At 66.4% G+C, this 15,464-nt stretch carries 14 protein-coding genes; 13 read left to right on the plus strand and 1 reads right to left on the minus strand.

Features of this window, described 5'->3' with window-relative positions; genetic code table 11:
- The first annotated feature begins 18 nt into the window (after positions 1-18).
- The 8 genes from AC1Q64_RS00180 (at position 19) to AC1Q64_RS00215 (ending at position 7,665) form a co-directional block, all read left to right on the plus strand.
- Complete coding sequence (locus AC1Q64_RS00180) at positions 19-954, plus strand: 4-hydroxyproline epimerase (RefSeq protein WP_492250027.1); 936 nt, start codon at positions 19-21, stop codon at positions 952-954.
- Between the two features lie 31 nt (positions 955-985).
- Positions 986-2,101 carry an NAD(P)/FAD-dependent oxidoreductase gene (locus tag AC1Q64_RS00185; RefSeq protein ID WP_492250028.1) on the plus strand — a complete coding sequence of 372 codons (1,116 nt, stop codon included), beginning with the start codon at positions 986-988 and terminating at the stop codon, positions 2,099-2,101.
- Positions 2,102-2,124: 23 nt separating this feature from the next.
- The gene (locus AC1Q64_RS00190; protein WP_291435768.1) at positions 2,125-2,385 is read left to right on the plus strand and encodes a 2Fe-2S iron-sulfur cluster-binding protein; all 261 of its coding nucleotides are present in this window, start codon (positions 2,125-2,127) and stop codon (positions 2,383-2,385) included.
- Positions 2,382-3,749, plus strand: coding sequence for an NAD(P)/FAD-dependent oxidoreductase (locus AC1Q64_RS00195; protein ID WP_291435720.1), 1,368 nt, complete (start codon positions 2,382-2,384; stop codon positions 3,747-3,749). Before AC1Q64_RS00190 ends, AC1Q64_RS00195 begins: the two co-directional genes overlap by 4 nt.
- Positions 3,750-3,898: 149 nt before the next feature.
- The gene (locus AC1Q64_RS00200) at positions 3,899-4,534 is read left to right on the plus strand and encodes a TRAP transporter small permease (RefSeq protein ID WP_492250029.1); all 636 of its coding nucleotides are present in this window, start codon (positions 3,899-3,901) and stop codon (positions 4,532-4,534) included.
- A 37-nt stretch (positions 4,535-4,571) separates the two neighbouring features.
- Positions 4,572-5,837, plus strand: a complete 1,266-nt coding sequence (locus tag AC1Q64_RS00205; RefSeq protein WP_492250030.1) for a TRAP transporter large permease — start codon at positions 4,572-4,574, stop codon at positions 5,835-5,837.
- 60 nt (positions 5,838-5,897) lie between these two features.
- Positions 5,898-6,923: a TRAP transporter substrate-binding protein gene (locus AC1Q64_RS00210; protein ID WP_291435715.1), complete on the plus strand. Its 1,026-nt coding sequence runs from the start codon at positions 5,898-5,900 to the stop codon at positions 6,921-6,923.
- A gap of 67 nt (positions 6,924-6,990) precedes the next feature.
- Positions 6,991-7,665 (plus strand): GntR family transcriptional regulator, encoded by a 675-nt coding sequence (locus tag AC1Q64_RS00215; protein ID WP_056744569.1) that lies wholly within the window; start codon positions 6,991-6,993, stop codon positions 7,663-7,665.
- Positions 7,666-7,941: 276 nt separating this feature from the next.
- Here the strand turns inward: AC1Q64_RS00215 and AC1Q64_RS00220 are convergent, their stop codons facing one another.
- Complete coding sequence (locus AC1Q64_RS00220; RefSeq protein ID WP_492250031.1) at positions 7,942-9,378, minus strand: aminotransferase-like domain-containing protein; 1,437 nt, start codon at positions 9,376-9,378, stop codon at positions 7,942-7,944.
- 202 nt (positions 9,379-9,580) lie between these two features.
- Between AC1Q64_RS00220 and gabT the strand changes: the two genes are divergently transcribed.
- The 5 genes from gabT (at position 9,581) to AC1Q64_RS00245 (ending at position 15,297) form a co-directional block, all read left to right on the plus strand.
- A complete protein-coding gene (gabT, locus tag AC1Q64_RS00225) occupies positions 9,581-10,873 on the plus strand; it encodes a 4-aminobutyrate--2-oxoglutarate transaminase (protein WP_056063208.1) in 1,293 nt (430 codons plus the stop codon).
- 30 nt (positions 10,874-10,903) lie between these two features.
- Complete coding sequence (locus AC1Q64_RS00230; RefSeq protein ID WP_492250032.1) at positions 10,904-12,013, plus strand: ABC transporter ATP-binding protein; 1,110 nt, start codon at positions 10,904-10,906, stop codon at positions 12,011-12,013.
- 53 nt (positions 12,014-12,066) lie between these two features.
- Entirely contained in the window at positions 12,067-13,101 is a 1,035-nt protein-coding gene (locus tag AC1Q64_RS00235; protein WP_492250033.1) for an ABC transporter substrate-binding protein, read from the plus strand.
- Positions 13,102-13,202: 101 nt separating this feature from the next.
- Positions 13,203-14,447, plus strand: coding sequence for an ABC transporter permease (locus AC1Q64_RS00240; RefSeq protein ID WP_492250315.1), 1,245 nt, complete (start codon positions 13,203-13,205; stop codon positions 14,445-14,447).
- A gap of 31 nt (positions 14,448-14,478) precedes the next feature.
- Entirely contained in the window at positions 14,479-15,297 is an 819-nt protein-coding gene (locus AC1Q64_RS00245; RefSeq protein WP_108499256.1) for an ABC transporter permease, read from the plus strand.
- Positions 15,298-15,464 lie beyond the last annotated feature (167 nt).

The following is a 15,464-nucleotide window of genomic DNA, read 5'->3' on the forward strand; positions in this document are numbered from 1 at the left end:
CACTACCACCACAGCACCATGCAACGCATCCACGTGATCGACTCCCACACGGGCGGCGAGCCGACCCGGCTTGTCATCGACGGTTTCCCGGACCTGGGCACCGGCACCATGGCCGAACGGCGTGCGCTGCTGGCCGAGCGTCACGATGCCTGGCGGGCCGCCACCGTGCTGGAGCCGCGTGGCAGCGACGTGGTGGTGGGGGCGCTGCTCTGCGCACCGCAAGATCCCGCCAACGCAGCGGGCGTGATCTTCTTCAACAATAGCGGCTACCTGGGCATGTGTGGCCACGGCACCATCGGGCTGATCGCATCGCTCGCCTACCTGGGCCGCATCACCCCTGGCGAGCACCGCATCGAAACCCCGGTGGGCACCGTCACCACCACCCTGCACACGGATGGCTCTGTCAGCGTGCGCAACGTGCCGGCCTACCGGCTGCATCATCAGCTGGCGGTGGACGTGCCCGGCTATGGCCGCGTGGTGGGCGATGTGGCCTGGGGCGGCAACTGGTTCTTCCTGATCTCTGACCACGGCCAGCGTGTAGCCAGTGACAACCTGGAGGCGTTGATGGCCTATAGCTGCGCCGTGCAGCAAGCCCTCAAAGACCAGGGCATTCGGGGCGACAACGGCGGTGAGATTGACCACATCGAGTTGTTTGCCGACGACGACCAGGCCGACAGCCGTAACTATGTGCTGTGTCCCGGCAAGGCCTATGACCGCTCGCCCTGCGGCACGGGTACCAGCGCCAAGGTGGCCTGCCTGGCGGCCGACGGCAAGCTGGCACCGGGCGCACTCTGGCGCCAGGCCAGCATCATCGGCAGCCAGTTCGAGGCCAGCTACACGCGGCAGGACGATGGCAAGGTCATCCCCACCTTGCGTGGCCGGGCACACATGAGCGCCGAGGCCACACTGCTCATCGAAGACAGCGACCCCTTTGGCTGGGGCATCCGGCTGTAATCCGCCGCTCGTCCAAAAACACACGCGCGCCATGCAACACACCGACGTTCTCGTCATTGGCGCCGGCATCGTGGGCGCCGCCTGCGCCCACGCCCTCGCACAGGCCGGGCTCTCGGTGCGTGTGATCGATGCGCGCCTCGGCGGCGCAACGGCGGCAGGCATGGGCCACCTGGTGGTGATGGACGACAACCCGGCTGAACTGGCGCTGAGCCAGACATCACTGGACCTCTGGCACACCTGGGCGCCCCATATGGACGCAGGCTGCGCTTTCACCGCCTGCGGCACGCTCTGGCTGGCTGCCAACGATGCAGAACTGCAGGCGGCACATGACAAACGCACCACCCTGCGAGCGCATGGCATCGCCTGCGACATGCTCGACGCGGCCGCCCTGTCCCGCACAGAACCCGCACTGCGCCCCGGTCTGGCGGGTGCGCTCAAGGTGCAGGGGGACAGCGTGGTCTATGCCCCGCGCGCAGCCCAGTGGCTGCTGGACCAGGCCGCAGCCCACGGACACTTTGTGTTTGAGCAGGCTGAAGCGATGCAGATCGACGGCCACACCGTCACCCTGCGCGACGGAAGCCAGCGCAGCGCCGGCGCCATCGTGCTGGCCAGCGGCATCCAGGCCCCGCAGCTGTGTCCCGGCCTGCCGCTGCGCCCCAAAAAGGGCCACCTCGTCATCACCGACCGCTACCCAGGCTCCGTGCACCACCAGCTGGTGGAGTTGGGCTACATCACCAGCGCGCACCACAGCGACGGTACCTCGGTGGCCTTCAACGTGCAGCCCCGGCCCACAGGGCAGTTGCTGATCGGCTCGTCGCGCGAGTTCGACACCACCGATCCCGCTGTCAACAACGCCGTCATGGCGCGCATGCTGCAACGTGCACTCGACTACCTGCCGGGCCTGGCCGACCTCAACGCCATTCGCACCTGGACCGGATTTCGCGCCGCCACGCCCGACAGCCTGCCTCTGATTGGCGCGCACCCCGAACACCCGCACCTATGGCTGGCCGTGGGCCATGAAGGGCTGGGCGTGACCACTGCCCCGGCCACCGCACAGTTGCTGGCCGCGCAAATCGCAGGAGGCACGCCTGCGATCGACCCCACGCCCTATGCACCTGCCCGCTTTGCGGGCCTGAGCACACCATGACCGCATCCAGAACACCCGCCCTGGTGCACATCGTGGTGAATGGCACCCCCCTGCAGGTGCCCGCAGGGACCAGCGTCGCCGCCGCCCTGGCGCAGCAAACGCCAGGCACCACACGCACCTCTGTCACCGGCGAGGCGCGGGCACCGCTGTGTGGCATGGGGGTGTGCCACGAATGCCGGGTCCGCATCCACGGCCGCACACGCCTGGCGTGCCAGACGGTCTGCACCGACGGCATGTCGATTCATACCGATGTCGGCACAGCACCCGGGAGCGCCACGCCATGAACCAGCCCGTGACCCCATCCATGACCGAGCAACACTCGGCGCACGAGCACTGCGACATCCTCATCATCGGCGCAGGCCCTGCAGGTTTGGCGGCCGCCCTCGCTGCCGCGCCCAGCGGGGCAGCGATCACCATCGTGGACGACAACCCGCAGCCCGGTGGGCAAATCTGGCGCGACGGCCCCCAGGTGGTCTTGCCCGCCCTGGCGCAACAGCACCGCGCGGCGCTGGCCCGGCACACCAACATCCGCCTGCTGCCTGGCACCCGCGTGGTGGGCCTGGGTGATTCCCAACCCAGCGACAAGGCCCCTACCCTGCTGCTGGAAGATGCAGACCGGGGCTGGACCCAGCACAGCCACCGCATCATCCTGTGCACCGGAGCCCGCGAGCTGCTGCTGCCCTTTCCGGGCTGGACGTTGCCCGGTGTGACGGGTGCAGGCGCCTTGCAGGCCCTCATCAAGGCAGGGCTCGACGTGCGCGGCCAGCGCATCGTCATTGCAGGCACAGGCCCTCTGCTGCTGGCCGCTGCCGCCACCGCCAACAAAGCGGGTGCCACCGTGGTGCGCGTGGCCGAGCAGGCGCCGTGGAGCGCGCTCGCTGGCTTTGCAGCGCAACTGCCGCGCTGGCCTGCCAAGGCGTTGCAAGCCCTCACGCTGCTTCACCCACAGTTGCGCGCCAGCAGCCATGTGCTGGAAGTCCAAGGCACCACGCAGGTGCAAACAGTGAGGCTGCGCAAAGGCCAACACGCCGAAGAAACCATGGCTTGCGACCGCGTGGCCTGCGGGTTCGGGCTGGTGCCCAACACCCACCTGGGGCAGATGCTGGGCTGCACACTGGGCGGGCCGCTGAGCGGTGGCCAGGGCCTGGCTGTCGATGCACAGATGCGCACCAGCGTGCCCGGTGTGTTCGCCGCGGGTGAAGCCACCGGCTTTGGCGGCAGCGAACGTGCACTGGTTCAGGGCGCCATGGCAGGACATGTGGCAGCGGGACAGGTGCAACAGGCCCAGGCGCTGCGCCCGCAACTGGCACGCTGGGAGGGCTTTGCGCAGATGCTGCAGGCTTCTTTCCCGCTGAACGAAACACTCAAGACATTGGCGCAACCCGGCACCCTGGTGTGCCGCTGCGAAGACGTGCCCTACGCTGCACTGGCCGATCGCGACGGCTGGATCGAGGCCAAGCTCCACACCCGCTGTGGCATGGGCGCCTGCCAGGGCCGCATTTGCGGCGCGGCCACCCAGCACCTGTTTGGCTGGACGCCTGCGCCCCCACGGCATCTGCTGGCGCCCACACGCATTGGCACGCTGGCAGCCTGCACGCCCGCGCCCACCACCAGCGCTCAGCGCGAGCTCGCAACTCCCTCGGGCTGACGCGCGCGCAGCCGTTTTTCCCCGTCCTTCCTTTCAGGGCTTACCCGCACCCAGCAGGCATCCATCTTGCTTTTAAATATATTTGTTAGATATTAAAAGACACAAGGCTTTCTCTTTCATCGCCGCGCCTCCTCCCCAGGAACCCCATCATGCCCACGCCCAACAGTCCACCCGCCCCGCAATCTCCGGCGCCCCGCGCTCCCGTCCGCTGGGTGCTGGCGCTGTCCACGCAGGTTCTGCGCATGGAGCGGCATCTGCTCACCGCCCTCATGACGTTGCTAGTGCTGCTGATCCTGCTCAACGTGGTCACGCGCTACACCGGCATGCCCATCTACTGGGTTGACGAGGCGGCGGTCTACACGGTGGTCTGGCTGACCTTTGTGGGCGCCTCGGTCATGACGCGGCTGCGCATGGACTTTGCCGTGACCATGCTGACCGACCACCTCGGCGCGCGGGGCGCCAAGACATTCAAGGTGGTGGCCACGTCCGGCGTGCTGCTGTTTGGCCTGGCCATGCTGGTGATGTGCTGGGTGTGGATGGACCCCATCGGCATTGCGCGCTACGGCTTTGACGCCAAGGAGTTTGCGGCCGAGAGCTTCAATTTCATCTACACCGAGCGCACCCAGACGCTGAACTGGCCCACCTGGGTGCTGCAACTCATCCTGCCGATCTTCTCGGCCACCTTCAGCGTGCATGCACTGGCCAACCTGCTCGAAGACATGGGCGCTGCAGAGCGTGTGCAGCACGCGGGCTTCGACGTAGTCAACGCCGACGCCGTGAACTGAACGCCCCTGCGCCCGCAAAACCCACCAGAGCCCGACCATGATCACCACCCTGTTTTTCCTCGCCGCATTGATGGTGGGTGTGCCCATCGGCGTATGCCTGTGCCTGTCGGGCGCGGTGTACATCCTCAGCATCGGCAGCCCGGTGCTGTTCCAGTCGTTCCCCATGCAGATGTTCGGCGGGGTGGACAGCTATGGCCTCATCGCCATCCCGCTGTTCATCCTGATCGGCGAGATCATGAACAGCGGCGGCATCACGCGGCGGCTGGTGGACCTGTCCATGGCCTTCATCGGTTCGGTCAAAGGGGGGCTGGCCTACGTGAACATCCTGGCCAACATGCTGGTGTCGTCCATCATCGGCTCGGCCACCGCGCAGGTGGCCATCATGTCGCAGGTCATGGTGCCCGAGATGGAAAAGCAGGGCTACGACAAGACCTTTGCGGCCGGCCTCACGGTGTACGGCGGCATGCTGGGGCCCATCATCCCGCCCTCGGTAATGTTTGTGGTCTACAGCGTGCTGGCCCAGGTGGCCGTGGGCGACATGCTGATTGCAGGCATCCTGCCCGGCGTGCTGCTCACCGTGCTGTTCTTTGTCGTGATCGCGCTCATGGGCTTTGTCTACAACTACCCGCGCAGCGAAAAGCGCACGCTGGCCCAGCGCGCGCGCACCGTGGTGCAAGCCAGCCCCACACTGCTGATCCCCATCATCATCGTGGGCTCCATCCTCAGTGGCCTGGCCAACCCGACCGAATCTGCCGCCGTGGGTGCGCTGGTATCGGCGCTGGTGGGGCGCTATTTGACCAAGGAGTTCCGGTTCAGCGCCATGCCCGCCATCCTGCTGCGCTCAGCCATTTACTCCGCCATCGTGCTGTTTTTGGTGGCGGCAGCGGCCGTGTTCTCGTGGTTGCTGATCTACGGCAAGGTGCCTCAGATGGTGGCCGCCTGGGTGCAGACCGTGGCGCACGACCCGGTCACCTTCTTGCTGCTCACCAACGTCATCCTGCTGGTCATCGGCACGGTGATCGACGGCATCCCCGGTCTCATCATGACCGCGCCCATCCTGCTGCCGATTGCCACCGAGGTCTATCACATCGACCCGCGCCATTTTGGTGTGGTGATCGTCGTCAACCTGGTGCTGGGGCTGATGACCCCACCCGTGGGCCTGAGCTTTTTTGTCGCGTCAGCCGTCACCGGGGCCAAGCCCGGAAAGATGTTCATAGTCACGTTGCCGTTTTTCATCATCAGCTGCGTGGCGCTGGTGATGTTGTCGCTGTTCCCCAGCCTGTCGCTCGGCCTGCTCAAGTAGCGGGGCATGCCGTCCGACAGATCCGTCTCCCTCCCAACGTTCTTTCACACGGAGTTCACCATGACGAACCAGCCTGCCAACACCAGCACTGTCACCCGCCGCCATTTCATCCAGCGCCACGCCGTGGCCGCTGCCACCGTCACGGGGCTGGGCTTTCCAGCGCTGGTGCGTGCCGCCGACGCCAAGGAGTTTCGCCTGGGCCTGATCACGCCCGCAGGCCACTCCTGGAACCGCGCCGCACTGCAGTTTGGCGAGGCACTGAAGAAGGAAACCGACGGGCGCCTGAGCGTCACCGTCTTCCACTCGGGCCAGTTGGGCAACGAGGCGGCCATGATGCAGCAGCTGCAGTCCGGTGCTCTCGACATGGGCTGGATCCAGGCGGCCGAGCTGGGCTCGCGCGTGTCCAGCATCGCGGCCATCAATGCGCCGTACCTGGTGCGCTCCACGCCCGCCGTGGCCAAGCTGGTCAAGCACCCAGCCGCCACCAAGCTGCTGGAGGCGCTACCCCGCGAGACCGGCACCATTGGCCTGGGCTGGGGCATCACCGGCATGCGCGCCGTGTTCTCCACCAAGGACATCAGCGTGCCCACCGACATCAAGGGCATGAAGCTGCGCATCAACCCCACGCCCGTGTACCGCGACTTTTATCAAATGCTGGGCGCAGCGCCCACGCCCATCCCCACGCCGCAGGTGTTTGATGCCATGAGCAACGGCCAGGTCGATGGGCTGGAGGCGGATATCGAGTTCTCCTGGAACCAGCGTTTCGACAAGGTGGCCAAGACGCTGCTGCAGATGAACGCCCTGTTCATGCCGTTCGCTCCGCTGGTCTCCGGCCGCATCTGGCAAGGTCTGGATGCCAAGGACAAGGACATCATCCGCAAGCTGGCGGCCCAGTCGCTCGACGCGCAGATCAACGACATCGTGACCACCGAGGCCGGGCTGATCGAGAAGTTCAAGGGCACGTCCATTGCCTTCAAGACGGCATCGTCGTTCAACCCGGACGGCATCATCCAGGAGTTCGACAAACTGTGGCTGCCCAAGGCACCGCAGATTGCCGAGCTGCGCAAGGCGGGCGCAAGCCTCTGACAGTCCGCAAGGGTCACCGGGGCCGCATCCCATAAGATGCGGCCTCCCGCAACGTCCTTCACGCCCGATGACACTCCGCCGCCCCTCCCCCCAGCAAGACCCCGCGCCCAAGCGGCGCGCGGCGGACGTGGCCTACGACGCCATCGAGACCATGATCTCCACGCTGCAGCTGCAGCCCGGCAGCCCCGTGGTGGAGGCCGAGATCGCCGAAAGCACGGGCCTGGGCCGCACACCGGTGCGCGAGGCGCTGCTGCGCATGGTGTCCATCGGGCTCATCGTGCAGCAGCCCCGGCGCGGGCTGCTGGTGTCGCACATCGACCTGGCCGACCACCTGGACGTGATCCAGACCCGCCGCGTTCTGGAGCGCCTGCTGGCCTCCAACGCCGCACGCCGCGCCACCGCGCCGCAGCGCCAGGCCATCGTGCGCTGTGCGGAAAACATGGTGCAGGCCGCAGCGCGCGGCCACCTCGACGACTACATGCTGGCCGACCATGAGCTGGACCTCGTCACCCACCAGGCCAGCCAGAACCACTCGGCCGTCAAATGCGTGCAACCGCTCATCGTGCAGTGCCGCCGCTTCTGGTACGCCTACCAGCACGAGGGCGAGGTGTCAGAGGGTGCCCGCGCGCACATGCAACTGGCGCAGGGCATTGCCAGTGGCGACGAGGCCCAGGCCGTGGCGGGCGCGGAGCAGCTGATGGAGTACCTGGAGCGCTTTGCGCGGCGCATCATCGACCGCTAGGGACCCTCTGCACGAATCTCGCTGGCCAAGTGAGCGCAGCGGATCGGGAGGGGTTGCAAGGCGCAAAACGCAGCAATAGCCGTAGCTATTGCGAGTATTTGCAACGCTGCAGACCGCCCGAGCCCGCTGATGCACACGACGCGGTGATTCGTGCAGAGGGTCCCTATGGAGCAGCCCCCCCGGGCCACGGGCAGTTGCGTCAATCACTATCTATTTAATAGCAATCCAGGCATATTGCACTAGCGCATCCGCCCCAAAACGCTTCAAACCGCGTACTCAGGTCAGGGAACTGCCCTGTTCCGCCACCTGCTGGCCCATCTCGATGCGCTGCTCCAGAAAGCGCCACATCCGCTCGTCCTGGCTGAACGCCACGTTAAACCGCAGCCAGCCCGTAGGCCGTGGCTCCACCAGAAACAGCTGACCCGGCCCGAGCATGATGCCCGCACCGGTGGCCTCTTTCGACAGCTCGGCACTGTCGGGCAGGTCGGGGTGCCGGGCCCACAGGTACATGCCCGCCTCGGGCTCGTGGAACAGCTCGAACCCCAGGTTCAGCAAGCGCCGCCCCACCGTACGGTGCGCCTCGGCCAGGCGCTCGCGCAGGGACTTGAGGTGCTTGCGCCAGCGCCCATCCGTCACCACACCAAACGTGATGCGCTCGGTGATCTCTGACGAGGTCAGGCCCGAGATCATCTTGAGCTGCACCAGCTCGTCGAGCAGGTCACGCCGCGCCGCCAGAAAGCCGGTGCGCAGATTGGGCGAAATCGTCTTGGAGAAGCTGCCCAGGTAGATCACGCGGTTGAGCTGGTCCAGGCTGGCCAGCGAGGGGCGCACACCGGGGTCCATGTCGGCGTAGATGTCGTTCTCCACCAGCATGAAGTGGTGCTGCTCGGCCAGTTGCAGCAGCCGGTGCAGGTGCGCCACCGATGCCACCGAGCAGGTGGGGCTTTGCAGGCGCGGCTGCGTGAAGAACACCGTGGGCTGGCGCTCGGCCAGCAGGGCCTCCAGTGCGGGCAGGTCGTAGCCGGTGGCGGTGCGCGGCACACCCACCACTTGCGCTCCCGCAAAGCGCAACATGAACAACAGGTTGGGGTAGCCGGGGTCGTCCACCAGCACCACATCGCCAGGCTTGACGAGGCGACGCGCCACCAGGTCCAGCGCCTGGCTGGAGCCCTGCGTGAGCAGCACCTGGTCGGCGTCCACCGCCAGATGGTGTTCGGCCAGCGACTCGGCCACCACCATGCGCAGCGCCATGTGGCCGTGCGGCAGGCCATAGCCGTCCAGCTCGGGCCCGTCGGACGACAGCTGGCGCATGCTGCGTTTGACCGCATCGCCAAACAGCCAGTCGTGCGGCAACCAGCCGCAGCCCGGTTTCATGGGCAGGTTGCGGTTTTCAAAAATTTGTTTGAGGTACCAGCGCGCATCAAAACGGGGCACGGCCCGCTCGGGCGCACCAGTGCCGGGCGCAGCGCCCTCGTCGCCCCGCCGCTTCACAAAAAAGCCCGCATTGGCCCGAGACACCAGCCAGCCCTGCGCCACCAGGCGGTCGTAGGCCTCGACCACGGTGAACACGCTCACGCCGTGCGCAGCGGCAAAAGCGCGGATGGACGGGAGTTTGCTGCCGGGTTTGAGCACCTGCCCGGCGATGAGCCCCCGCAGACCATCGACGATCTGGCTGACCAGAGGTGTCTGGAGGTCGGGGCTGAGAGTGAGCATCAGGGGAGCAAAAAAGGGGGCGAATTGTGCACTGGGTTGGCGCACACCAAATCAGGGATTGCCTGTACAGGATTCTAGACCTGCACAGTGCGCGCCAAACAGCGCTGCGCTGTACATGGACGGGCCGTGGCGTGGATTCCAGAATTCTCCCCATTCCTGGTTTTCATTCCCTTTTTTGTCCTTCACAGCCACCGCCCACACCATGCAGCAAGACCGCCATTTCACCAACGCCGCCCTCCTGACCCGCCGCCACGCCGCCGTGGCCCGGGGCGTGGGCCAGGCCCATGAACTCTTCATCCACAAGGCCCGCAACGCCGAGCTGTGGGATGTGGAGGGCCGCCGCTTCATCGACTTTGCCGGCGGCATCGCCGTGCTCAACACCGGCCACCTGCACGCCGGCGTGATTGCCGCCGTCAAGGCCCAGCTGGACCTGTACACCCACACCTGCTTTCAGGTGGTGGCGTACGAACCCTACGTGGAAGTGTGCGAGCGCCTGAACACGCTGGCCCCCGGCGCGTTTGCCAAAAAGAGCCTGCTGCTCACCACCGGCGCCGAGGCCGTGGAAAACGCCATCAAGATCGCCCGCGCCTACACCAAGCGCCCTGGCGTGATCGCCTTCACGGGCGGCTACCACGGCCGTACCAACCTCACGCTGGGCCTCACCGGCAAGGTCGTTCCGTACAAGGTGGGTTTTGGTCCGTTCCCGGGTGAGACTTACCACGCGCTGTTCCCCAACGCACTGCATGGCGTGAGCGTGGAGCAGGCCCTGCATTCGGTGGAGCTGATCTTCAAGAACGACATCGAGCCCGAGCGCGTGGCCGCCTTCATCGTCGAGCCCGTGCAGGGTGAAGGCGGCTTCTATGTGGCCCCGCCCGAGTTCATCACCGGCCTCAAGGCCCTCGCAGACCGGTACGGCATCCTGCTGATTGCCGACGAAGTGCAGACAGGCGCGGGCCGCACGGGCACGTGGTTCGCCTGCGAACAATGGCCGGTGGCCCCCGACCTCATCACTACCGCCAAGTCGCTGGCGGGCGGCTTCCCCCTGTCGGGCGTGGTGGGCCGCGCTGACGTCATCGACGCGCCTGCAGCTGGCGGCCTGGGCGGCACCTATGCGGGCAGCCCGGTGGCCTGCGCGGCAGCCCTGGCGGTGATCGATGCGTTCGAGCAGGAAAACCTGCTGGCCCGCAGCCAGGACATGGGCGCGTTGCTGGTCAGTGCCCTGAAAGCAATGGCCGCCAAAGTGCCCGCCATCGGCGACGTGCGCGGCCTGGGTGCCATGGTGGCGATCGAGCTGTTTGAAAACGGCGATGTACACCGCCCCGACGCCGCACTGACCAAAAAGGTCGTGGCCGAAGCCGCGCGGCGCGGGCTCATCCTGCTGTCCTGCGGCACCTACGGCAACGTGATCCGCATCCTGGTGCCCCTGACGGCATCGGACGAACTGCTGCACGAAGGCCTGGCCATCCTGGCCGACAGCTTCGCAGCTGTGGGCTGAATCCCTTCTCCCTTGATTGCCCCCACCACCATGAACCACGCAGAACCCCTGGTCCGCTTCAGCGGCGTGCAAAAAACCTACGACGGCGAACAGCTTGTGGTGCGTGCGCTGGACCTGGACATCCAGCGCGGCGAGTTCCTGAGCCTGCTGGGGCCTTCGGGCTCTGGCAAGACCACCACGCTGATGATGCTGGCCGGCTTCGAGTCGCCCACCGCGGGCGACATCCTGCTCGATGGCAAGCAGATCACGCGCACGCCGCCGCACAAGCGCAACTTTGGCATGGTGTTCCAGAACTACGCGCTGTTCCCCCACCTCACCGTGGGGCAGAACGTGGCCTACCCGCTCACCGTGCGCAAGGTGCCCAAGGCCGAGCAGGCCGAACGCGTGAAGAAGGCGCTGGACATGGTCCGCCTGTCGGGCATGGCCGACCGCCTGCCCGCACGCCTGTCGGGCGGCCAGCAGCAGCGCGTGGCGTTGGCCCGCGCCTTGGTGTTCAACCCCCAGCTGGTGCTGATGGACGAGCCCCTGGGAGCCCTGGACAAACAGCTGCGCGAGCACATGCAGATCGAGCTGAAAGAGCTGCACCGCCAGCTGGGTGTGACCTTTGTGTACGTGACCCATGACCAGGGCGAAGCCCTGACCATGAGCGACCGCGTGGCGGTGTTCAACGAAGGTGTCATTCAGCAGTTGGCCGATGTGGAGTCACTGTACGAGACCCCGTCCAACCGCTTTGTGGCGGGTTTTGTGGGCGACAGCACGGTCATCACCGGTACGCTGCAAGGCAGTGGTACGGCGTGGGCACTGCAGTTGCCTGACGGCCAGCGCCTGCCCGGCCTCAATGTGAACCACCTGGCACCCGGCGCCCCGGCCGAGGCCTGCATCCGCCCCGAGCGCATTGCGCTGCATGCCGCCAGCGCCACGCCCCAGGCCCCCGCCCTGCGCGCCACGGTGGCCCGTGCCATCTATTACGGCGACCACCTGCGCCTGATGTGCGACATCGGCGCCGGCCAGGCGCAGGCCACCGCCAAGCTGCCGCTGACCCGCGCCGACGCCAACCCGCACCCCGAACCTGGCGATGCGGTGCTGCTGGAGTTCCCCACGGAGTCCGTGCGCATCTACGCCCCGCCCAACGTTCACTGAACCGTATTTTTTTGTTCCCCGTCCCCCTCCCTCAACCCCTAGGAAACCGCACCATGAAAAACAAGAGCCTGATCGCCTGCGCTGCCCTGTCTGCCTGCCTGGCCCTGCCCAGCCTGGCGCAGCAGCAACTCACCGTCGTCAACTTCGGCGGTGCCAACGCCAATGCACAAAAGAAGGCCTTCTACGAGCCCTACGAAAAGGCCGGCAACAAGATCGTGGCCGTGGAGTACAACGGCGAGCAGGCCAAGGTCAAGGCCATGGTCGAGGCCAAGAAGGTGACCTGGGACGTGGTCGAGGTCGAATCGCCCGACGCCGCGCGCGGCTGCGATGAAGGCCTGTACGAAAAGCTGGACTACAGCAAAATCGTGCCCAAGGCCGACCTGCTGCCCGCTGCGGTGAACGAGTGCGCTGTGGGCATCTTTGTGTGGTCCACCGTCATGGCCTACAACGGCGACAAGCTCAAGACCCCGCCGACCAGCTGGGCTGACTTCTGGGACACCAAGAAGATCCCGGGCAAGCGCGGCATGCGCAAGGGCGCGCGCTACAACCTCGAATTTGCGCTGCTGGCCGATGGCGTGAAGCCCGCCGACGTGTACAAGGTGCTGGCCACCAAGGACGGCGCCGACCGCGCGTTCAAGAAGCTGACCGAACTCAAGCCCAACATCCAGTGGTGGGAGGCCGGTGCCCAGGCGCCCCAGTTCCTGGTCGCAGGCGATGTGACCCTGACCACGGTGTTCAACGGCCGCATCGACGCCGCCAATCGCGAAGGCCGCAACCTCAAGATCTACTGGCCCGGCGGCATCTACGACCTGGACTACTGGGCCATCCCCAAGGGCACACCCAACAAGGATGCTGCTGTGAAGTTCATCGCCTTCACGATGCAGACCCCACAGCAAGCCGCCTATGCACAGAACATTGCCTATGGCCCGGCCAACACCAAGGCCCTGGCGTCGCTGGACAAGAAGGTGCTGGACGACCTGCCCACCTCGGCCACCAGCGCCAAGGAGGCCCTGCAGTTCAGCGTGGGCTTCTGGGCCGACCAGGGCGAGGCGCTGGAAAAGCGCTTTGCCGCCTGGGCCACGCAGTAAGCCTGCGCCCGCCCGCCTGAGCCATGAGCCCACACCAGCAGCAGACAGAGCCCACCACCATGCAAGCCCACTCCGGCGTGATCGCCATGAACGCCCCTGATATGGCCCCGCACCGCGCACAGGACAGCCACGCCCCCGGCGCTCTGCACAAAGCCTTGGCCCGCGCCGAAGTGCGGCGCAAATGGCGGGCGTTCAGCCTCACGCTGCCCTTGCTGGTGTTTCTGCTGCTCACGCTGCTGGTGCCCATTGCCGCGCTGCTGCAGCGCGCGGTGGAGAACCCCGAGGTGGCCAACGCGCTGCCCGGCACCATGCGTGCCCTGGACGGCTGGGACCGGCGCGACGCACCACCGGCGACGGCCTACGCCGCGCTGGTGGGCGATCTCGCCCGCCTGCCCGACCGTTCGGACGCTGGCGCCCTGGCGCGCCGGCTCAACTCTGAGGTGCCGGGCGCACGCTCCATGGTGATGGGGGCCTACCGCGACCTGCCTTTTGAAGGTTCTGCCGACGCCATCAGGGAGCGCCTGCTGGGCGCCGACCCCCGCTGGGGCGAGTCTCCCTTCTGGCGCGCCATAGCCAAGAACGGCGCCCGCTGGACGCCCGACTACCTGCTTGCATCGGTGGACCTGCAGCGCGACGCACTGGGCCAGGTCGAGCGCATGCCCGAGGAGCAGCGCGCCTTTGGGGGCATCCTGCTGCGCACGTTCCACATCAGCCTGGTGGTCACACTGGTGTGCCTGCTGGTGGGCTACCCGCTGGCCTGGTGGCTGGCCTCATTGCCTGCGCGTTCGGCCAACGTGCTGATGATCCTCGTGCTGGTGCCTTTCTGGACCTCGATCCTGGTGCGTGTGGCCGCTTGGATCGTGCTGCTGCAATCCGAAGGCCTGGTCAACCGGGGCCTGATGGGCCTGGGCCTGATCGAACAGCCGCTGGCACTGCTGTTCAACCGCACGGGCGTGGTGATTGCGATGGTGCACATCCTGCTGCCGTTCATGATCCTGCCGCTGTACAGCGTGATGAAAAGCGTGCCGCCCACCTACCTGCGCGCGGCGGTGTCGCTGGGCAGCTCGCCGATTGCCGCGTTCTTTCGGGTGTATGTGCCGCAAACCTACCCCGGCATTGGCGCGGGTGCGCTGCTGGTGTTCATCCTGGCCATTGGCTACTACGTCACGCCCGCACTGCTGGGCGGGGCCGATGACCAGATGCTGAGCTACTACATCGCCCGCTACACCAATGTGGAAGTGAACTGGGGCATGGCCTGCGCGCTGGGTGCCCTGCTGCTGGCTGCCACGCTGCTGCTGTACGGCGTGTACCGCCGCATTGGCAAAGCCGAATTGAGTCTGGGCTGATCACTCCCTCCAAAGCTGAAAGTCGCTGCCCATGTTTCGCCTGCCCCAATTCCCCCTGTACGCCACGTTGGCCGACAAGCTCGGCTGGTGGGCCGTGCGCGCGCTGTGCGTGTCCGTGCTGGTGTTCCTGCTGGCCCCCATCCTGGTGATGGTGCCGCTGTCATTCTCCGAAAGCTCGTTCCTCGCCTACCCCATCCACGGCTGGTCGCTCAAGTGGTACCGCAACCTCTTCGAGTCGGCCGAATGGGCCCGTGCCACGCGCAACAGCTTCATTGTGGCGCCCGCAGCCACGCTGATTGCCACTGTGCTGGGCACCCTGGCCGCCGTGGGCCTGTCGCGGGCGGACTTCCGGTTCAAGGGACTGCTCATGGCCATCCTGATTGCCCCCATGGTGGTGCCCATCATCGTGGTGGGCGTGGCCACCTACCTGTACTTCGCGCCGCTGGGCCTGGCCGACAGCTACTTCGGCCTCATCATCGTGCACGCAGCCCTGGGCGCACCCTTTGTGCTGACCACCGTGCTGGCCACGCTGGCGGGCTTCAACCACAACCTGGTGCGCGCCTCGCTGAGCCTGGGTGAGACACCGCTCAACACTTTCTTCCGCGTGACGCTGCCGGTGATTGCGCCGGGCGTGATCTCCGGCGCGCTGTTTGCGTTTGCCACCTCCTTTGATGAAGTGGTGGTCACCCTCTTCCTGGCCGGGGCCGACCAGTCCACGCTGCCGCGCCAGATGTTCAATGGCATCCGCGAGAACATTTCGCCCACCATTGCCGCAGTGGCCACACTGCTCATCCTCTTCACCACCAGCCTCTTGCTGGCGCTGGAGTGGCTGCGGGGCCGGCGCGCATGAGGGCGCAAGCCGTGTTCAACCATGCACGCATCCGCACCCATGCCCCTGTTGCCCGTGCCACTTTGGCGACGCATGGCGCAGCCTCGCCCATGCTAGCCTTTGGCTAGACGTATGCGGGCTCTTGGCCCCCGCGCTGCGCCCCTTCCCTTTTCCTCGCCCTTCGTTTC

It is taken from the genome of Acidovorax sp. GW835-FHT14G06, from assembly GCF_058793595.1.